Source organism: Actinopolymorpha rutila, from assembly GCF_013407855.1.
Taxonomy (GTDB): domain Bacteria; phylum Actinomycetota; class Actinomycetes; order Propionibacteriales; family Actinopolymorphaceae; genus Actinopolymorpha; species Actinopolymorpha rutila.
The window spans coordinates 920,579-939,088 of the sequence record NZ_JACBZH010000001.1; the positions used below are offsets into that span (position 1 = coordinate 920,579).

Annotated in this window: 21 protein-coding genes; 17 read left to right on the forward strand and 4 right to left on the reverse strand. The window is 73.5% G+C overall.

What is annotated here, in order from left to right:
* Positions 1-89 precede the first annotated feature (89 nt).
* From F4554_RS04040 to F4554_RS04050, 3 genes are all read left to right on the forward strand, one after another.
* Positions 90-875 (forward strand): phosphatase PAP2 family protein, encoded by a 786-nt coding sequence (locus tag F4554_RS04040; protein ID WP_179786122.1) that lies wholly within the window; start codon positions 90-92, stop codon positions 873-875.
* A 56-nt stretch (positions 876-931) separates the two neighbouring features.
* Complete coding sequence (locus F4554_RS04045) at positions 932-1,360, forward strand: sterol carrier family protein (protein WP_179786123.1); 429 nt, start codon at positions 932-934, stop codon at positions 1,358-1,360.
* A gap of 492 nt (positions 1,361-1,852) precedes the next feature.
* A complete protein-coding gene (locus tag F4554_RS04050; RefSeq protein ID WP_179791285.1) occupies positions 1,853-3,982 on the forward strand; it encodes a RecQ family ATP-dependent DNA helicase in 2,130 nt (709 codons plus the stop codon).
* Between the two features lie 80 nt (positions 3,983-4,062).
* Here the strand turns inward: F4554_RS04050 and F4554_RS04055 are convergent, their stop codons facing one another.
* Positions 4,063-4,974 (reverse strand): TSUP family transporter, encoded by a 912-nt coding sequence (locus F4554_RS04055; protein WP_179786124.1) that lies wholly within the window; start codon positions 4,972-4,974, stop codon positions 4,063-4,065.
* Positions 4,975-5,107: 133 nt separating this feature from the next.
* Between F4554_RS04055 and F4554_RS04060 the strand changes: the two genes are divergently transcribed.
* Positions 5,108-6,448: a dipeptidase gene (locus F4554_RS04060; RefSeq protein WP_337795864.1), complete on the forward strand. Its 1,341-nt coding sequence runs from the start codon at positions 5,108-5,110 to the stop codon at positions 6,446-6,448.
* 79 nt (positions 6,449-6,527) lie between these two features.
* A complete protein-coding gene (locus tag F4554_RS04065; protein WP_179786126.1) occupies positions 6,528-7,886 on the forward strand; it encodes a Bcr/CflA family multidrug efflux MFS transporter in 1,359 nt (452 codons plus the stop codon).
* On the opposite strand, the gene cysC is transcribed toward F4554_RS04065, so the two are convergent.
* Both cysC and dtd read right to left on the reverse strand, forming a co-directional pair.
* The gene (cysC, locus tag F4554_RS04070; RefSeq protein WP_179786127.1) at positions 7,861-9,168 is read right to left on the reverse strand and encodes an adenylyl-sulfate kinase; all 1,308 of its coding nucleotides are present in this window, start codon (positions 9,166-9,168) and stop codon (positions 7,861-7,863) included. The genes F4554_RS04065 and cysC overlap by 26 nt on opposite strands.
* A gap of 7 nt (positions 9,169-9,175) precedes the next feature.
* Positions 9,176-9,601, reverse strand: a complete 426-nt coding sequence (dtd, locus tag F4554_RS04075) for a D-aminoacyl-tRNA deacylase (RefSeq protein WP_179786128.1) — start codon at positions 9,599-9,601, stop codon at positions 9,176-9,178.
* Between the two features lie 36 nt (positions 9,602-9,637).
* Between dtd and F4554_RS04080 the strand changes: the two genes are divergently transcribed.
* The 12 genes from F4554_RS04080 to F4554_RS04130 all read left to right on the forward strand — a co-directional run bounded on the left by F4554_RS04080 (position 9,638) and on the right by F4554_RS04130 (position 17,975).
* Positions 9,638-10,462: a beta-keto acid cleavage family enzyme gene (locus F4554_RS04080; protein WP_179786129.1), complete on the forward strand. Its 825-nt coding sequence runs from the start codon at positions 9,638-9,640 to the stop codon at positions 10,460-10,462.
* Between the two features lie 67 nt (positions 10,463-10,529).
* Complete coding sequence (locus F4554_RS04085) at positions 10,530-11,498, forward strand: asparaginase (RefSeq protein ID WP_179786130.1); 969 nt, start codon at positions 10,530-10,532, stop codon at positions 11,496-11,498.
* Positions 11,499-11,608: 110 nt separating this feature from the next.
* A complete protein-coding gene (locus F4554_RS04090) occupies positions 11,609-12,037 on the forward strand; it encodes a helix-turn-helix domain-containing protein (RefSeq protein WP_092650144.1) in 429 nt (142 codons plus the stop codon).
* A gap of 1 nt (position 12,038) precedes the next feature.
* Positions 12,039-12,806 (forward strand): hypothetical protein, encoded by a 768-nt coding sequence (locus F4554_RS04095; RefSeq protein WP_179786131.1) that lies wholly within the window; start codon positions 12,039-12,041, stop codon positions 12,804-12,806.
* Positions 12,807-13,060: 254 nt separating this feature from the next.
* Positions 13,061-13,390: a DUF2516 family protein gene (locus F4554_RS04100; RefSeq protein WP_202889141.1), complete on the forward strand. Its 330-nt coding sequence runs from the start codon at positions 13,061-13,063 to the stop codon at positions 13,388-13,390.
* The gene (locus F4554_RS04105; RefSeq protein ID WP_179786133.1) at positions 13,387-14,241 is read left to right on the forward strand and encodes an alpha/beta fold hydrolase; all 855 of its coding nucleotides are present in this window, start codon (positions 13,387-13,389) and stop codon (positions 14,239-14,241) included. Before F4554_RS04100 ends, F4554_RS04105 begins: the two co-directional genes overlap by 4 nt.
* Positions 14,242-14,250: 9 nt before the next feature.
* Complete coding sequence (locus tag F4554_RS31420; RefSeq protein WP_202889142.1) at positions 14,251-14,568, forward strand: alanine--tRNA ligase-related protein; 318 nt, start codon at positions 14,251-14,253, stop codon at positions 14,566-14,568.
* A complete protein-coding gene (locus tag F4554_RS31425; RefSeq protein WP_202889143.1) occupies positions 14,529-14,993 on the forward strand; it encodes an alanyl-tRNA editing protein in 465 nt (154 codons plus the stop codon). The genes F4554_RS31420 and F4554_RS31425 overlap by 40 nt, the downstream gene beginning before the upstream one ends.
* 56 nt (positions 14,994-15,049) lie before the next feature.
* Positions 15,050-15,514, forward strand: coding sequence for a DUF6069 family protein (locus F4554_RS04115; protein ID WP_179786134.1), 465 nt, complete (start codon positions 15,050-15,052; stop codon positions 15,512-15,514).
* Positions 15,511-16,056 carry an O-acetyl-ADP-ribose deacetylase gene (locus tag F4554_RS04120; RefSeq protein WP_179786135.1) on the forward strand — a complete coding sequence of 182 codons (546 nt, stop codon included), beginning with the start codon at positions 15,511-15,513 and terminating at the stop codon, positions 16,054-16,056. Before F4554_RS04115 ends, F4554_RS04120 begins: the two co-directional genes overlap by 4 nt.
* Before the next feature lie 92 nt (positions 16,057-16,148).
* Positions 16,149-17,426 (forward strand): D-inositol-3-phosphate glycosyltransferase, encoded by a 1,278-nt coding sequence (mshA, locus tag F4554_RS04125; protein ID WP_425546723.1) that lies wholly within the window; start codon positions 16,149-16,151, stop codon positions 17,424-17,426.
* A 57-nt stretch (positions 17,427-17,483) separates the two neighbouring features.
* On the forward strand, positions 17,484-17,975 hold the full coding sequence (locus F4554_RS04130) for a YbjN domain-containing protein (protein ID WP_179786137.1): 492 nt from the start codon (positions 17,484-17,486) through the stop codon (positions 17,973-17,975).
* A gap of 42 nt (positions 17,976-18,017) precedes the next feature.
* Here F4554_RS04130 and F4554_RS04135 read toward each other — a convergent pair whose 3' ends face one another.
* Positions 18,018-18,467 (reverse strand): hotdog fold thioesterase, encoded by a 450-nt coding sequence (locus F4554_RS04135; RefSeq protein ID WP_179786138.1) that lies wholly within the window; start codon positions 18,465-18,467, stop codon positions 18,018-18,020.
* Positions 18,468-18,510: the final 43 nt, after the last annotated feature.

Below are 18,510 nucleotides of genomic sequence, written 5' to 3' on the forward strand. Positions count from 1 at the left end.
GTCCCCTATTTCCGGCGGATCCCGGCCGGTGGGGCCGGGTACGTGACAGGTGCCGGCCGGACGGTTCGAAGGCGGAGGAGTGAGAACACATGGGCCTCGTGGGTGCGCAGGCGGTCGTGGTCACGGACGGCCCGGTGGTGACGCCTGGTCTGACACCTGGAGTGGATGCCGGGTGGTACCGCGAGGTGACGGAGTTCGCCGCGACGACCCCGGGCTGGCTGGCCGACATGGCCGAGGTCGCCACCGACGCCGGGCTGGCGGCGTTCGCGCTGCTGTTCGTGTTCGCGTGGTGGCGGTCCCGGCGCGGCGACGCCCGCGGTGTCGCCCTTGCTGTGATCGCGCCTCTCGCCACGGTCGTCGCGTACCTCGTCAGCGAGGTCACCAAGTCCTTCGTGCGCGAGGATCGTCCCTGTCGCGCGGTGGCCGGAGTCGTCACCCTCGTGCCCTGCCCGGCGACCGGCGACTGGTCGTTCCCGAGCAACCACGCGACGATCGCGGCCGCGGCCGCCGTCGCGCTCGTGCTGGCCTGGCGCCGGCTCGCGTGGCTGGTCGTACCGCTCGCGCTCCTGCTCGGGTCCACTCGCGTCTACCTCGGCGTGCACTACCCGCACGACGTGGCCGCCGGCCTGCTGCTCGGCGGCGGCGTGGCGTTGCTCCTAGGCCTGGTGCTCGCCGGTCCGCTGGTGCCGGTGGTCCGGCGGTTGCGGGTGCTTCCCCTGGTCGGTGTGTTGATGGTCGCCGGAGGAGCGGCGGCCGGGCGTACGCCGGAAGCGGCCGGCCCACGTGCCCAGGTGATGCGCGGCCCGGCTCGGCGGGTGTCCACGACCTCCGTACGGTCCGACCGTACGGACGGCGGCTCGCGGAGAGGCACCTGAGGCGGATGACGCGGGCGACCTCGCGAGGGTCGCGCAGTACGCCATAAGCTCGCCCGGTGCCCGCACGCCTGCGTCCCGCCGATCCGACCGACGCGGCCGCCGCGCTCGGCCGAGTCCTGCACGCCCACGACGCCGGGGAACGCCCGCCGGCCGAGGACCTGCGACTGCTGGTCCGGCACTCCCTCGCCCTGTTGCTGGCGCGGGCGCCGGGGCGTTCGGTGGAAGTACGCGTTCCGCCGTACGCCGCCATCCAGTGTGTCCCCGGCCCCCGGCACACCAGGGGCACGCCGCCCGGCGTCGTCGAGACCGACCCGCTGACCTGGGTGCTCCTCGCCGCGGACCGGATGACCTGGGCGACGGCCCGGGAGTCGGGAGCGCTGGCCGCGAGCGGGGAGCGGACCGACCTGTCCGTCTACCTGCCGCTCCTCCCGTCGGCCCAGGCCGCGCCGGGCGATCCCGCGGGCTCCGACGACGGGCCGAGCTGACCGGGGTGATCGTCACGCGGCCCGCTGACCTGGGGTTATGCGGTGCGTTCCCATTGCGGGAAAAAAAGTCGGGGAAATTTGCGCCCAGATGGAACCGAACCGGGAACCATCCCGTCTGATCGCCGGTGGTCCGAAGCCATCTGAAGGAGCCCTCGCGATACCCCCCGACGCGGGGGCTTCTTCATGCCCGGATTCAGCGCCCGGATTCAGTCCTCGGATTCAGGCCTCGGACCGATGCCCTGACCCAGGCCGGTCGCGCGGCATCGGCTGTCGGCGCGGTCCACTAGCGTCGGCCAGGTGACAGCCCACCAGCCCAACGACCCGCCGGCCGCGCGGAGCGCGGGTGACCCGCCGCCCGACTGGGCCCTGCGCGAGCCCCCGCCCGACGACTGGGACCCGGGTGATCCGCCCCCGCCCGACGACTGGGACCGAGCCGAGGTCCGCCCGTCGAAGGCACGTCCGCCCTCCCGGCCCGACCAGGCCGAGCGGGTCGTGTCTCCGCCGGCCGATCTGCGCGCGGAGGCCGACGCACACCTGCGCCGGCTGGTCGGCCGGGACGACGCCGCGTTCCGCGAGGGTCAGTGGGAGGCGATCGAGGCACTGGTCGCCCGGCGCCGACGGGCACTCGTCGTCCAGCGCACCGGCTGGGGCAAGTCGGCCGTCTACTTCGTGGCCACCGCCCTAAGGCGCGCCCAGGGCGCGGGCCCCACCCTCATCGTGTCGCCGCTGCTCGCGCTGATGCGCGACCAGGTGGCCGCGGCCGAGCGGGCGGGCATCCGGGCGGTGACGATCAACTCCGCCAACGCCGACGAGTGGGCCGACGTGGTGAAGGCGCTGGGCGAGGACGAGGTCGACGTCCTGCTCGTCAGCCCGGAGCGGCTCAACAACCCACGCTTCCGCGCCGAGCAGCTGCCCGAGCTCGCCGAGCGCACCGGTCTGCTGGTCGTCGACGAGGCACACTGCGTCTCCGACTGGGGCCACGACTTCCGCCCCGACTACCGCCGCATCCGTGACCTGCTGGCCCGGCTGCCCGCCGACACCCCGGTCCTCGGCACCACCGCGACCGCCAACGCCCGGGTGGTCGCCGACGTGGCCGAGCAACTCGGCGGGGGCGAGGTGCTCACTCTGCGGGGCCCGCTGGCCCGTGACAGCCTGCGGCTCGGCGTACTCCGCCTGCCCACCGCTCAGCAGCGGCTCGCCTGGCTGCTCGCCCACCTCGACGAGCTGCCGGGCAGCGGCATCATCTACACCCTCACCGTCGCGGCGGCCGACGACATCGCCGCGTTGCTGCGGGAGGCCGGCCACGCCGTGCTCGCCTACACCGGCCGCACCGACGACGCCGAACGCCGCTCCGCCGAGGAGGCCCTGCGCGGTAACGACGTCAAGGCCCTGGTCGCGACCTCGGCGCTCGGCATGGGGTTCGACAAGCCCGACCTCGGCTTCATCGTGCACGTCGGCGCCCCGTCGTCCCCGATCGCCTACTACCAGCAGATCGGTCGGGCCGGGCGGGCCACCGAGCGCGCCGACGTCCTGCTGCTCCCGGGTGTCGAGGACGCCGACATCTGGCGTTACTTCGCCACCGCGTCGATGCCGCGCCAGGACCAGGCCGACGCCGTGATCGCCGCACTCGGCGACGCCGGCAAACCAATGTCCACCGCCGCGCTGGAGGTCGTCGTCGACGTCCGCCGCACCCGGCTGGAGCTGTTGCTGAAGGTGCTCGACGTGGAGGGCGCGGTCCGGCGGGTGTCCGGTGGGTGGGAGGCGACCGGCCGGCCGTGGGTCTACGACGCCGAGCGGTACTCCCGGGTGGCCGGCGTCCGGGACGCCGAGGCCACGGCGATGCTCGAGTTCGAGAAGCACGACGGCTGCCGGATGGCCTACCTGCAGCGTGCGCTGGACGACCCCAGCGCCGCCGCCTGTGGCCGCTGCGACCGGTGCGCCGGTGAGTGGTACCCCACGGACGTGCCCGCGCCGGCCCAGGAGGCGGCCGCCGGCCGGCTGGCCCAGGTGGGCGTCCCGATCGAGCCGCGCGCGATGTGGCCGAGCGGGATGGACCGGCTCGGTGTTCCGGTGCGCGGGCGGATCGCCGCGGCCGAGCGCGCGGAGACCGGCCGCGCGGTGGCGAGGCTCACCGACCTCGGCTGGGGGCAGCGGCTACGGACGCTGCTGGCACCTGGTGCGGAGGACGCGCAGGCACCGGAGGGGGTGCTGAGCGCCTGCGTCGACGTACTCCGCACCTGGGGCTGGGAGCGGCGGCCGGTGGCGGTGGTGGCGCTGAGCTCGCGTGCGCGGCCGCGCCTGGTCGGCTCGGTCGCAGAGGGACTCGCCCGGATCGGCCGGCTGCCGCTGCTGGGCACGATGGAGGTCGTCCACGGCGGGCCGATCGGCGAGCCCGGCGGCAACAGCGCGTTCCGGCTGGCGGGGGTGTGGGAGCGCCTCGACGCCGGCACGGAAGTACGCGAGGGACTGGCGGTGCTGGCCCGGGACACCGGCGAGCCGCCGCCGGTGCTGCTCGTGGACGACCTGGTGGACTCGCGGTGGACGATGACGGTGGCGGCCCGGGCGCTCCGGCAGGCCGGAGCCGGGAAGGTACTGCCGTTCGCGCTGGCCGTCGCCGGGTGACCGCCGTGACGGTCCCGCGCCGGCGACACGCTCCGGGGAGGTGCCGGCCCACTGGCCGGGCACCACCTACCGGGAGGTTCTCAGGCCGCGACCGGCTCCGCCTCTTGGGCTTCCGCGTCGAGTTCGGCCCTCTCGGCACGGTAGGCCCGAAGCGACCACAGCACGGCGCCCGCCCACACCGCCGCGATGATCACGTAGGCCACGGTGCGCGTGCCGGCGGCCGCGTCCACCAGGTCCGACTTCAAGATGGTGCGCACGTTGGTCAGCACGATGATGCCGCCGACCAGCGAGCCGAGGATGCGACCGGGCAGGAGCCGGACCAGCCAGGCCGCGATCGGCGCCGCGACCAGGCCGCCGACGAGCAGCGCGGCCACCGCGCCGAGCGGGATGCCCTCGCCGCCCAGGCCGATGAGAAAGCCCAGGCTCGCCGCGACCGAGACGACGAACTCGCTGGTGTCGACGGAGCCGATCACCCGGCGCGGCTCCATCCGGCCACTGGCGAGGAGGGCAGGAGTGGCGACCGGCCCCCAGCCGCCACCACCGGTGGAGTCGATGAAGCCGGCGAAGATGCCGAGCGGCGCGAGGAACCTCGCCCGCACCGGCTTGCCGAGCTGGCCACGCGGAGTGCCCCAGGCGGTGAACCGGATCAGGATGTAGATGCCGAGCGCCAGCAGGATGCCGGACATGACCGGCGCGGCGGAGTCGGTGGACAGCGAGCTGAGGAAGGTCGCGCCCGCGAAGGAGCCGATCGCTCCTGGGATCGCGATCCGGCCGACGACCTTCCAGTCGACGTTGCCGAATCTCCAGTGCGAGGCACCCGAGGCCAGCGTCGTGCCGATCTCGGCGAGGTGCACGGTCGCCGACGCTGCCGCCGGCGCCACCCCGGTGGCCAGCAGGAGCGTGGTCGACGTGACGCCGTAGGCCATGCCCAGGCTGCCGTCGACGAGCTGGGCCGCCAGCCCGACGATCGCGAGAAGAACGAGCTTGCGCACGCGCACGCCCACCTTTCACATATTCCCTATCTAACCGATGGGATTAGCGTAGGGGAAGCGGTGTGGGGGCATGCACACTTCGTCCAGATGGGAAGACGCCGGACGTCGTCGCGGCGGCGTACGCTGGCGCACCGTGACCAACATCGACCCCCTCGAGGCCGTTCGAGCCGTGCTTCCCGCAGTTCGGGACGACCTGGAGCGGCTGATCCGGATCCCGTCCGTGAGCGCCGACCCCGCCGCCCGAGCCGACGTACGCCGCACCGCCGACCTCACCGCCGAACTGTTCCGTGCCGAGGGCGCGCAGGACGTGGAGATCCTCGAGGTCGAGGGCGGCCAGCCCGCGGTGGTGGCGCACTTCCCGGCGCCCGCCGGCCAGCCGACCGTCCTGCTGTACGCCCACCACGACGTCCAGCCCACCGGCGAGGTGGCGCAGTGGACCAGCCCGCCGTTCGAGCCGACCGAACGCGAAGGTCGCCTGTACGGGCGCGGCGCAGCGGACGACAAGGCCGGCATCGCCCTGCACCTGGCCACGGTCCGGGCGTTCGGTGGCCGACCTCCGGTCGGGGTGACGGTGTTCGTCGAGGGCGAGGAGGAGATCGGCTCGCCGGCGCTCGGGGAGTTCCTCGCGAAGTACCACGACCGGCTCGCCGCCGACGTCATCGTGCTCGCCGACTCGGCCAACTTCGACGTCGGCGTCCCCGCGCTCACCACCACGCTGCGCGGCCTCGCCGACTGCGTGGTCGAGGTGCGCGCCCTCGACCACGGTGTGCACTCCGGCCTCTACGGCGGTGCCGCGCCGGACGCGCTCACCGCTCTGTGCCGGCTGCTGGCGACCCTGCACGACGAGGAGGGGAACGTCGCCATCGAGGGCCTGGGCACTGCTCCGGCCCCGGCGGTGGACTACCCGGAGGAGAGGTTCCGGGCCGAGGCCGCGATGCTCGACGGCGTACGCCTGCTCGGTGAGGGAACCATCGCCGAACGCATCTGGGCCCGTCCGACCGCCTCCGTGCTGGCCATCGACGCACCCCGCGTCGCCGACGCGTCCAACACCCTGGTGCCGGTCGCCCGGGCCAAGGTGAGCGTCCGGCTCGCGCCTGGTGACGACGCGACGCTGGCGATGAAGGCGCTGACCGAGCATCTGCGTACCCGCGCGCCGTGGGGTGTGCAGGTCGAGGTGACGCCGGGCGACGCGGGACAGCCCTACGCCGCGCAGGCGTCCGGCCCGGTCTACGACGCGGCCAGGTCGGCGTTCGCGCAGGTGTGGAACCACGAGCCGGTGGACATCGGCATCGGCGGCTCGATCCCGTTCGTGGCGGAGTTCGCCGAGACCTTCCCCGACGCGGCCATCCTGGTCACCGGCGCGGCCGACCCACACTGCCGGGCACACGGGGTGGACGAGAGCCTGCATCTCGGCGACTTCGCCCGGGCCTGCGCGGCCGAGGCGTTGCTGTTGACGAAGCTCGTCCGGGCGTGAACGCCACCGCGGGTGTCCGCATACTGAGCTTTGCTACGGAGTTCGGAAGAACCGCGCGGCCGGGTTTGCTGCGCTGACAATGCCCTCCGCACAGTCCTCGACCCAACCGCCCGACCGGCCGGCCGCACGATCGGCCGGCCGGTCGGCCGAGCAGCCGTCCGAGCAGACCCGGCGCCGGATCGCGCCGGGTCTGATCGTCCTGCTCGGCGGGCTCACCGCCCTGGGGCCGATGACCATCGACCTCTACCTCCCGGCGCTGCCGCACATGACGCGGGAACTGCACAGCAGCCAGACGCTCCTGCAGCTGACGCTGACCGCCGCGCTGGTGGGCCTCGCGGTCGGTCAGGCCGTGGTCGGCCCGCTCTCCGACGCGGTGGGGCGGCGACGCCCGCTGCTGGTGGGTCTCGGCACGTACGCCGTCGCCTCGGTGGTGTGTGCCGTCGCGCCGACGGTCGAACTGCTGGTCACCGGCCGGTTGGTGCAGGCGCTCGGCGGCGCGGCGGGGATCGTGATCGCCCGCGCGATCGTGCGTGACCTGGTGTCCGGACGGGAGATCGCCCGGCTGTTCTCGCTGCTGTTGCTGGTCACCGGCCTGGCCCCGATCCTCGCGCCGGTCGTGGGTGGCCAGCTGCTGCGACTGGGCTCGTGGCGGATGCTGTTCGGGGTGCTGACGGCGTTCGGGGTGGTGCTGTTCGTCGGCGTGCTGCTCGAGCTACGGGAGAGCCTGCCGGCCGAGCGCCGCCGTCAGGGCGGGGCCCGGGACGCGGCCAACAGCTACCTCCGCCTGGTCCGCGACCGGTCCTTCCTCGGCTACGCCCTGGCCGGCGGGTTCGGGTTCGCCGGGATGTTCGCCTACATCTCCGGCTCGCCGTTCGTCTACCAGGGGGTCTTCGGGATCAGCCCGCAGTTCTACGGCGTGCTGTTCGGCCTGAACGGCCTCGGGCTGATGGCGTTCTCCCAGACCAACGGCAGGCTGGTCCGCCGGGTCGACCCGCGCCGGCTGCTGGCGATCGGCCAGTTCACGTCGCTGGCCGGCGCGGCGCTGCTCGTCCTCGCCGCCGCGACGTCGGTCGGCGGAGTGGTGGGCGTTCTGCTGCCGCTGTTCGTGGCGGTGGCGAGCCTCGGCATGGTCGGCCCGAACGCGATGGCGCTCGGCCTGGCCCAGCACCCGGACATGGCGGGTACGGCGTCGGCGCTGATCGGCACGCTGCAGTTCGTGGTGGGCGCGCTGGCGGGTCCGCTGGTCACCGCGGTCCAGGTGCGTTCGGCCCTGCCGATGGCGATGGTCGTCGCCGGGTGCGTGGTGCTCGGGATCCTGGCCCGGGTGATTCTCACCAGGGACGACCGGTCCGAAGAGTCCGAGAAGGTGTCCGAGGCGTCGGAGGAACCGTCCGGGCGGCCGGCCCGCCCTGCTACGGCGTCGGCGGAGGAGAGCTGAGCAGGCCGCGTTCGTCGAGCAGTCCGAGCACTTTCGCCGCGGCGTCGTCCACCGTCACGTCACTGGTGTCGATCGCCAGGTCGGCGTCGGCCGGCGGTTCGTACGGGTCGGAGATCCCGGTGAACTCGGGGATGAGGCCGGCCCGGGCCTTGGCGTAGAGGCCCTTGCGGTCCCGGCGTTCGCACTCGGCCAGCGGGGTCGACACGTGGACCAGCACGAACGTGCCGCCGGCGGCCTCCACCATCCGGCGTACCTCCGCCCGGGTCGCGGCGTACGGCGCGATCGGTGCGCAGATGGCGAGCCCGCCGTGCCGGGCCACCTCGGCGGCCACGAACCCGATCCGGGCGATGTTCGCCTCGCGATCGGCGCGGGAGAAACCGAGCCCGGCGGACAGCATCCGGCGTACGACGTCGCCGTCGAGCTGGGTGACCGTACGGTCGCCGCGTTCCAGCACCAGGTCGTGCAGGCGGCGGGCGAGCGTCGACTTGCCCGAGCCGGACAGGCCGGTGAAGAACACCACCAGGCCGCGCTGGTGCGCGCCGCGGGACGCGGGCCCCAACGTCGCGGCGATCGGTGCCGGGTGTCCGTCGCGGTCGCCCCCCTCGGCTGCCGAGCGGGAGGTGGGCTCGACCGTGAGCCGGACCGGATCGCCGTACGCCCCGGCCACCAGCTCGCGGAGGGCGAGGTCGGCCGCCGGGTCGGTGCGTGCCGCCAACGGCACGGGAACCACCAGGGGCTGCCCGGGCAGGAGTTCGGCGGCGGCGAAAGTGGCGCGGACCAGCGTGTGCGCCGAGACGCCGCGCGGGGACCCGGCGCCGACCAGCGGAAGCAGCACGGTCGCGTCGTACCCGGCGACCGCGTCGGCCAGCCGGTCCAGCGCCGCGTGGTCCAGCGGAGCGTCGAGGACGACCGCCGCGACCCGGCCGCCGGAGCCGGACCCAGGGCCGAGCAGCTCACTCACCTGCGCCGGACTGCGGTGCAGGTGACGGAACACGCCGTCCTCACGGGGACGCAGCGGTGTGACGGTCCCGGTCAGCGCCCAGGCGCCGGGTGCGGTCTCCGCCGCGGCGGAGACGTCCAGCCGGGCCACCGGGGTGCCCTCCAGGTCGGTGAGCTCGGCGGCGGTGAGCTCGGCGGCGGTGGCGTCCCCACCCGGGACGAGGTTCGCCGGCACGGCCACGGTGACCTCGGTGAGGATCCCGTCCAGGGCCAGCGCCAGGTCGTCGTACTCCCGCGGCGACGGCGCCCACCGCGGGGCGTCGGCGCGATCAGGCTCGCTCATCGACTGCTCACACCTCCATGACCAGCGTGACCGGTCCGTCGTTGACCAGCGAGACGTCCATGTGCGCGCCGAACCGGCCGGTCTCCACGTGCGCCCCGAGGCCGCGAAGGGTCGTGCAGAAGTGCTCCACCAGGGGTTCGGCGACCTCGCCGGGCGCGGCCTGCGACCACGAGGGCCGGCGGCCCTTGCGGGTGTCGGCGTACAGCGTGAACTGGCTGACCACCAGCAACGGCGCGCCGACCTCGGAACAGGACCGCTCCTCGGCCAGGATCCGCAGCCCCCAGATCTTGCCGGCGAGCTTCTCCGCCAGCGCCGGGGTGTCGGTGTGGGTCGCGCCGAGCAGGACCAGCAGGCCCGGCTTGTCGATCGCGCCCACGGTCTCGCCGCCGACGACCACCCGGGCCTCGCTGACACGCTGGACGACCGCACGCATGGCCCCCATTGTTCCGGCTCTGCCAGGATGCGGTGCATGCCGACCCTCATCACGGTCGCCCCGACCGGGGCGGAGACCACGAAGGAGGCGTGTCCGACCCTGCCGACCACGCTGCCGGAGCTGGTCGAGACCGCCCGGCGCTGCCAGGACGCCGGTGCGGCGATGATCCACCTGCACATCCGTGACGCCGAGCACCGGCCCACGCTCGACGTCGGCCGGCTTCGGGCGGCGGTGGCGGCCGTACGCGCCGAGACCGACCTGGTGGTCCAGCTGTCCACCGGCGGCGCGGTGACCGACCCCTTCGAGGACCGCCTGCGGGTGCTGGACGCCGAACCCGACTCGTGCTCGCTCACGATGGGCACGGTCAACTTCGGTGACGACGTGTTCACCAATCCGTGGCCGTTCGTCACCCGGCTGTACGAGCTGACCCAGGAGCGGGAGGTCGTCCCGGAGTTCGAGCTGTTCGACCTCGGCCACGTCGCTGCGCTGCACCGGCTCCTGGACACCTACGGCCTGCCGTACGGCGGCCGGGTGCATGCGGACCTGGTGATGGGCGTTCCCGGCGGGATGCCCGGCGACGCGGCCACCCTGGTGGCAGCGGTACGGGCGCTGCCGGCCGCGGTGACGTCGTGGTCGGCGACGGGAATCGGGCGGACGACGCTCCCGGTCGCGCTGGCCGCGCTCAGCTGCGGCGGCCACCTTCGGGTCGGCATGGAGGACACGCTGAACTTCGCCCGGGGCCGCCCGGTACGCCACAACGACGAGCTGGTCGCCCGGGCCGCCCGGCTCGCCGACCTGGCCCAGCGGCCGCCGATGTCGCCGGACGAGGCGCGCGACCTGCTCAACGTCAAGGCGCGGTAGCGCCGCGAGCCGCCGTGGGGCCAAGCCTCACCGGCCGGGGGTAGTGTGCGGCCTCGTGTCGTCCCTGATGTCGTCTCGGCCCCAGCAGCCCGCCCACCTTCCCGTCGTCGCCGAGGTCGTCCGCTCCGGCTTCGTGGAGTGCCGCCACCACGGCTCGGTGGTGGTGCTGGACGCGGACGGTTCGACCGCCCTCGCGCTCGGTGACGTGGAGTCGCCGATCTACCCCCGCTCGGCCAACAAGCCGATGCAGGCGGCCGGGATGCTGCACAGCGGCCTGGACCTCGAGGGCGAGCTGCTGGCGCTGTCCACCGCGAGCCACTCGGGCGAGGAGTTCCACGTCGCGGGCGTACGCCGAATCCTGGCCGGTGCCGGGCTCACCGAGGACGACCTGCGCTGCCCGCCCGACTGGCCGGCCGACGTGGCCGCGCGGGACGCGCTCGTCCGGGCCGGTGGCGAACCCGCCCGGGTGACCATGAACTGCTCCGGCAAGCACGCCGCGATGCTCGCCACCTGCGTCGCGGCCGGCTGGCCGACGCAGACCTACCTCGACCCGGGCCACCCGCTGCAGAAGGCGATCCGGGAGTCGGTCGAACGCCTGGCGGCGGAGAAGGTCGCGCACACCGGCGTGGACGGCTGCGGCGCCCCGCTGTTCGCGCTCAGCCTCACCGGCCTGGCCCGCGCGTTCCAGGCGATGGTGCGGGCCCCGGAGGGCTCGCCCGAGGCCCGGCTCGTGGCCGCGGTCCGTGCCCACCCGGCGTACACCAGCGGCAGCACCCGGGACGAGGCGGCGCTGATCGGCGCGACGCCGGGACTGTTCGCCAAGGGTGGGGCCGAGGCCTGCTACGCCGTCGCGTTGCGGGACGGCCGGACGGTCGCGCTGAAGATCGAGGACGGCGGCCAGCGGGCGCGCCCGGTGGTGATGGCCGCGGCACTGCGCCGGTTGGGCGTCGCCAACCCGGTCGTGGAGGCCCAGGCGTACGCCGTGCAGACCGGCGGCGGGGTTCCGGTCGGTGAGATCCGCGCCGTGGGTTTCTGAGGTGTCCACGGCCTGCTGAGGGCTCGTGCTCGTTCGGCGAATCGCGGAGTCCGCGACGCTGATTTGCTGTGAGTTTGCGCTTGCTAGCTTTTGCAAGCACACTGGGAGTCATGAAGGTCCGGTCCATCGGTCCGCTCGGTGACTACCTGCGGGAGCAGCGACGCAACGCCGAGCTCTCCCTGCGGCAGCTCGCCGACCTCGCCGGGGTCTCCAATCCCTACCTCAGCCAGATCGAGCGCGGTGTGCGCAAGCCCTCCGCCGAGGTGCTCCAGCAGCTGGCCAAGGCGCTGAGGGTTTCCGCGGAGGTTCTCTACGTACGGGCCGGACTGCTCGACCCCACCGACGGTGACGGCGAGCAGGACATTTCGGTCGAGATGGCCATTCACGCCGACCCAATTCTCTCGGTACGCCAGAAGCGGGTCCTGCTCGACATCTACTCGTCGTTTCGCCGCGAGGCCGACGAGGAAGAGACCAGTGAGCCGGAACGCGAGAGCACGACCCAGAACCGGGCTGTACGTCACGCCCGTCAGGAGGACTGACATGCCCCGCACCACTCGCAACAAGAACATCAGCGAGACCATCACCCCGCTCTACGTCCTGGCCGGTGCCGGCGACCTGGCGGTGGAGAAGATCCGGGAGATCTCCAAGATGGCCTCCAGCAAGATCTCATCCCTGGAGACCACCGACCCGGCCGAGGTGTCCGACCGCATGCAGGTGCGGATCGAAGAGGGCGCCGACACCCTCGGCGTGGCGCTCCGCAGCGCCACCAGCGACATTCGCGAGCAGGCCAAGGGCATCTCCGGCCGCGCGCAGTCGGCCATGCAGGCGATGTGGATGTCGGCCGGCGACGCCTACGACGACCTGGTCGAACGCGGTGAGGGTGTCGTGAGCCACCTGCGCGGCCAGAACGGCCGGACCATCCAGCGCGCCGCCGCCGGTGCGCGCGGCGGCCGCACCACCGCGGCCAAGAAGGCCACCCGCTCGGCCACCAAGTCCGCCGGCACCAAGGCCACCGGCACCAAGTCGACGACGAAGAAGTCGGCGGGCAAGACGGCCGGCCGTTCGACCACCAAGTCCGCGTCCAAGTCGACGCGTACCGCCAGCAAGTCGACCACCCGGAAGCGGGCGGCGAGCAAGGGCGGTCGCGCCAACTCCTCGGGCTCGGCCAACAGCCGCAAGTCCACGACCAGCGCGTCGAAGTCGACGCCGGCCGGTGCGGCGCGGCCCGCGAGCAGCAACACCTCGACGGGAACCACCACGACGAGCGCGTCGTCGACCCCCACGACCAACAGCACCAGCAGCAGCTGAGCCCGTAGCGGCTGAGCCTCCCGTCCGGCGGGTGGACGCGGGTGGTGTCTCGGGGCGGACACCACCCGCGTGCTCAGTACGCCTACACACCGCGCACCGTGTGTGCGGTTGTGCCCCACTTCGTGGCATCCGGGCCGTCGACGCCCTTTCGTCCTCCTCGCATGCCCCGCTCGCTGTGCGAAAGCGGTTCGGCAGGGCGAAACGCTCCGGTCGGGCGACCGGCACCGGGTGCGTCCGGCGGCTACCCTCGGGGTGTGTTCGAAGCCACCTCGATCGTGTTCTACCTCCAGTTCGCCCTCTGGATCATCCTGCTGGTCCTGAAGGCGTTCGCCCTGGGTGACGCCGTGATGCGGCCGGCGGATGCGTTCCCGGCCGTCGACAAGCAGACCAAGCCGCTGTGGCTGATCCTCACCGGCCTCGCCCTGCTGATCCACCTGATCCCACAGTTCTGGTCGCCGATCAGCCTGCTGAACATCGCGGGCACCATCGCCGCGGCCGTCTACGTCGTCGGCGTCCGGCCTGCGGTCCGCGAGATCGGCGGCAGCCGCGGCGGCCGGGGTGGCGGACCTTCCGGCGGCTGGTGAGCGCAGACCCTCGCCCGGCGTACGTCCTGACCGGCGCGGGCCGTCCCACCACCGTCTTCGCGCCCGGGCTCGGCGGCTCCGTCGAGCAGACCCGGCCGTTCGGCAGCGGGGTGCGGGGCACCCGGGCGTTCCTCGAGTTCCACGGCGGCGGAGAGGTGGGGCCGGCCGGGAGCCCCGGGCAGAACCTCACGTACGCCGACCTGGCCGCCGACGTGCGCCGGATCGCCGGCGACGCCGGGGCGACCCGGGCGGTCGGCGTGTCCCTCGGAGCGGGCGCGATCCTGCACCTGTTGGCGGCGACGCCGGACCGGTTCGAACGCCTCGTCCTGTTGCTGCCGGCGGCCCTGGACCGCCCTCGTCCCGCGCGGGTGGCCACCCGGATGCGGGCCGCGGCCGAGCGTGCCGACCGCGGTGACGTGGACGCCGTGGCCGCGGCCCTGCGTGACCTCCAGCCTGGTTCGGCCCGTGACCGCCCCGACGTCGTGGCCTGGTCCCAGGACCGCGCGCGGGCGCTGGCGGGCCCGGCGTTCGCGCGGGTGCTGCGGGCGTTCGCCGATCAGAAACCGCTCGCCGACCGCGGCGTACTCGCCCGGTGCACGGCCCCGGTCCTGGTGGTCGGTCAGGAAGGCGACGACGCCCATCCCGCGGACGTGGCGCGGGAGACGGCGGCGGCACTTCCGAACGCCGAACTCGAGGTGTTCCCACCCGGCGGCCTGCTCTGGGAGCACCGGTCGGCGACCCGCGCGCGGATCAGCGCGTTCCTCAACGGCGCCGGCGGCAACGGCGTCGGCGACGGCAACGGCGTCCACGCCGATGTCGACGGGCCCGATGCTGTCGGTGGCCTCCCGTAGCGTGTCCGCATGACCACCGCCGACTTCGACCGCCACGGGCGCACACACCGGCTCGAGCTCACCGACCAGAGTGTCCGGGAGTGGGACGCGACCGTTCTCGACGCCGGTGCCGAGGACGGCATCGTGCTCGACCGGTCGGCGTTCTATCCCGGTGGCGGCGGCCAGCCGCCCGACGAGGGCGTGCTGTTGTGGGGCGGCGTGCGCACCCGGATCGTCGGCGTACGCAAGGGCGACGACCTCGCCCTGCTGCCCCACGAGGACGACCCGATCCCGCCGTCGGCACATCCGTGCGCGGCGCGCTGGAAGACGTACGCCGCACCGCGCTGATGCGCACCCACTCCGCCCTCCACGTGCTCGGCGGTGTGGTCTTCCGCGATTTCGGCGCCCTGATCACCGGGTCGAACATGAACCCCCTGGAGGGGCGGCTGGACTTCAACCTCGACACCCTGCCCGAGGGGTTTCGCGACCGGATCACCGAGGCGGCAAACGCCGAGGTCGCCGCCGACCGGGCGATCGAGGTGCGGGTGCTGCCGCGGGCGGAGGCGTTCGCGCTGCCCGACATCATCCGCACCGCCACCAACCTCGTTCCCGCCGACGTGGAGGTGGTCCGGTTGGTCGACATCACCGGGCTGGACGTCCAGGCCGATGCCGGCACGCACGTGGCGTCCACACGGAGCATCGGCGAGATCGAGATCGCGAAGGTGGAGAACAAGGGCCGCGGCTTCCGCCGGGTGCGGGTCCGGCTGCGTTGATCTCCGAATCATGCGCTGTCCCGCGGCCGGGCAATAATGGGCCACGGGGGAACGCCATGACCGAGCATCCGAGGCCTCCGGTGCCCACGCCGGTACGCCACCTCCCGGAGGTGGACGCGGGACGACTGTGGGCCGGTGGCCTGGCCACGGCGCTGGTCGCGGCGTTGATCGTGATCGTCGCCGCCTTCGTCATCCAGGCGTTCGTCACCATTCCGGTCGTACCACCCCTGGGAGCCACCCACCTGGGCGACATGGTGACCCTCGCCTACGCCCTGCTGGCCGCCCTGGCCGCGATCGCCGCCACCGGGCTGCTGCACGTGCTCCTGGTGGCCACTCCGCGCCCGCTGCTGTTCTTCTCCTGGATCGTGGCGCTCACCACCGTGGTCGCGGTGGTCACGCCGTTCCTGGCCGCCGCGAGCCGCGACAGCCAACTGATCACCGCCGCCATCAACCTGGTGGTCGGCATCGCCATCCTGTCGCTGCTGAACGGCGTCGGACTGAGTGCTGTGAGGCGCCCGTGAGTCCCCGTGTCGTACTCCTCGAAGGTGACATCACGGCCCAGTCGGTCGATGTGGTGGTCAATGCCGCCAACTCCGCGATGCGGGGCGGCGGCGGGGTCGACGGGGCGATTCACCGGGCCGGCGGGCCGGCCGTCCTGGCCGACTGCGTGCGGCTGTTCCCCGACGGGCTCGCCGTGGGCGCCGCCGGTGCGACGACGGCCGGCAACCTGGCCGCCCGCTGGGTGGTGCACGTCGTCGGCCCCAACTGGAACGCCGGCCAGCGCGACCGCGGCCTGCTGGCCGCCTGCTACCGCAACGCGCTCGGCGTGGCCGACGACCTCGGCGCCGCGACTGTCGCGTTCCCGGCGATCTCGGCGGGCATCTTCGGCTGGCCGCTCGACGACGCGGCACGGACCGCGGTCCAGGTCGTCCGCGACACCCCCACACGAGTGGTGGAGGCGAGGTTCGTGCTGTTCACGACCGCGGTGTTCGGTGCGTTCTCCCAGGCGCTGGGCGCGGCCTCGGCGGGTGAGCCGGCGTCCGGTTCGGACACCCGGGAATGACTCGCCGACGCCCGGGGGTTGCAATGGATCAGGCCGGCCGTGCCGTCGGCCGCGATCGGGAGCCGGGTCGTCGGCGGAGGAGGTGCGTCGGGGTGCGCCATGGATTCGTGCCCAGGCGGGTGGCGATGCTGAGCGTCCACACCTCGCCGCTGGACCAGCCGGGCACCGGTGACGCCGGCGGCATGAACGTCTATGTCGTCGAGCTCGCCCGCCGGATGGCGGCGCTGGGCATCGAGGTGGAGATCTTCACCCGGGCGACCAGCAGCGACCAGCCGCCGATCGTCGAGGCCGGGCCCGGTGTCCGGGTCCGGCACGTGGTCGCCGGCCCGTTCGCGGGCCTGGCCAAGGACGAGCTTCCCGCACAGCTGTGCGCGTTCGCCCGCGGTGTGCTGCGCACGGAGGCGGCCCACGACGTCGGGTGGTACGACCTGATCCACTCCCACTACTGGCTGTCCGGGCAGGTCGGCGCGCTGGCCAAGGAACGCTGGGGCGTGCCGCTGGTGCACTCGATGCACACCATGGCCAAGGTCAAGAACGCCCAGCTCGCCAGGGGGGACCGGCCCGAGCCGAGAGCCCGGGTGATCGGTGAGGAGCAGGTGGTGGAGGCGGCGGACTGGCTGGTCGCCAACACCGACGAGGAGGCCCGCCAGCTCGTCGAGCTGTACGACGCGGACCCGGCGGGCTTGGTCACCGTCAACCCCGGCGTCGACCTGGACGTCTTCGCACCCGGCGACACCCGGGCCGCCCGGTGCGAGCTCGGCCTGCCCGACGACGCCGTGGTGCTGATGTTCGCGGGCCGGATCCAGCCCCTGAAGGCGCCGGACGTGTTGGTCCGCGCGGCCGCCGAACTCCTGCGCGTGCGCCCCGACCTGCGGCGCCGCCTCGTGGTCGCGGTCGTGGGTGGCCCGAGCGGATCGGGTACGTCCGCGCCGGGCAAGCTGGCCCGGCTGGCCCGCGACCTGGGCCTGGGCGACGTGGTGCGGTTCGTGCCGCCGGTCCGGCAGGCGGAGCTGGCCCGGTGGTACCACGCGGCGACCCTGGTGGCCGTTCCGTCGTACAACGAGTCGTTCGGGCTGGTGGCGCTGGAGGCGCAGGCCTGCGGCACCCCCGTGGTGGCGGCCGCCACCGGCGGCCTGCTGACCGCGGTGGCCGACGACGTCTCCGGCGTGCTGGTCGACGGCCACGACCCGCGCAGGTGGGCCAAGGTGCTGGGCGACCTGCTCGACGACTCCGACCGGCTCGCCCGGCTGGGTGCGGGCGGCGTACGCCACGCGCAGGGGTTCGGCTGGGCGGTGACGGCGGCGCGCATGCTGGACGTCTACTCCGCGGCCCTCGCCCCGCCCGAACGCTCGGTCACCATGCTCCGCTGATCGGGGCCCGTCGCGTCGGCTCCGCCGGCCGGGCCGCGGCCCGGCTACGGTGGGCGGGTGAGCGATGATGCCGCCGCCGTGATCCGGGCCGCCCTCGCCGACCTGGGCGTCGACGCCGAGGAGCCGCGCCCGGGATCGTTCGTGGTGCAGCTGCCCGGTGAGCGCAAGCTGCGCACCACCTGCGTGCTGGACGTGGGCGAGCAGGCGGTGAGCGTGCACGCGTTCGTCGCCCGCCACCCGGACGAGAACCACGAGGCCGTCTATCGCTATCTGCTCGAACGCAACCTGCGGTTGTACGGCGTGGCGTTCGCGGTGGACCACCTGGGCGACATCCACCTCACCGGCAAGGTCGCATTGACAGCGGTCACGCCGGAGGAGATCGACCGGATCCTCGGCACGGTGCTGGACGCGGCCGACTCCTCGTTCAACCAGCTGCTCGAACTCGGCTTCGCCGGCGCGATCCGCCGCGAGTGGGAGTGGCGTACGTCGCGGGGTGAGTCGACGGCCAACCTGGCGGCGTTCCGCCATCTGCTTCCCGACGAGCAGTAGGCCTGGCGGTGCCGTCCGGTGCCGGTTTCGACCGGCCGGCCCTCAGGTGCCTGGCCGGTCGACCGTGGCGATCGTCCCCTGGGCGACCGCGCACAGGATCGACGTGCCGGTGTCGTCGCGGGCCGAGACGTCACAGCGCACCACCGCGAGCCGCCGGCCGCCGTTGACCACTCTCGCCTCGGCCGCCAGCCGTTCGCCCCGAGCCGGCCGGAGGTAGTTGATCGAGAACCCGACGGTGGTCACCGCCGGGCCGAGCACCGAACCACCGGCGAAGGTCATCGCGTTGTCGGCGAGGTAGCTGATCACGCCGCCGTGGGCGTGGCCGTACTGCTGCAGCAGGCGCGGGCCGAGCGGGACGGAAAGCTCCACCCGGCCGGGCCGGAAGCCGTCCAGCCTGGCCCCCAGCAGCGTGCTGAACGGCTGGGCGGCCAGCAGTTCGCGGCCGAGCCGAAGGAGCGCTTCGGGGTCTTCGGGGAGTGAGCGTTCGGTCACGCCGACCCAGTCAACCGTTCCGGGGTGCGGGCCGCCCGGGAAG

Coding starts and splice junctions, on each gene's coding strand:
- F4554_RS04040 (WP_179786122.1), top strand. CDS start 90: ATGGGCCTCGTGGGTGCGCAGGCGGTCGTGGTCACGGACGGCCCGGTG.
- F4554_RS04065 (WP_179786126.1), top strand. CDS start 6,528: ATGCCCTCCGCACAGTCCTCGACCCAACCGCCCGACCGGCCGGCCGCA.
- cysC (WP_179786127.1), bottom strand. CDS start 9,168: ATGAGCGAGCCTGATCGCGCCGACGCCCCGCGGTGGGCGCCGTCGCCG.
- dtd (WP_179786128.1), bottom strand. CDS start 9,601: ATGCGTGCGGTCGTCCAGCGTGTCAGCGAGGCCCGGGTGGTCGTCGGC.
- F4554_RS04080 (WP_179786129.1), top strand. CDS start 9,638: ATGCCGACCCTCATCACGGTCGCCCCGACCGGGGCGGAGACCACGAAG.
- F4554_RS04085 (WP_179786130.1), top strand. CDS start 10,530: ATGTCGTCTCGGCCCCAGCAGCCCGCCCACCTTCCCGTCGTCGCCGAG.
- F4554_RS04090 (WP_092650144.1), top strand. CDS start 11,609: ATGAAGGTCCGGTCCATCGGTCCGCTCGGTGACTACCTGCGGGAGCAG.
- F4554_RS04095 (WP_179786131.1), top strand. CDS start 12,039: ATGCCCCGCACCACTCGCAACAAGAACATCAGCGAGACCATCACCCCG.
- F4554_RS31420 (WP_202889142.1), top strand. CDS start 14,251: ATGACCACCGCCGACTTCGACCGCCACGGGCGCACACACCGGCTCGAG.
- F4554_RS04115 (WP_179786134.1), top strand. CDS start 15,050: ATGACCGAGCATCCGAGGCCTCCGGTGCCCACGCCGGTACGCCACCTC.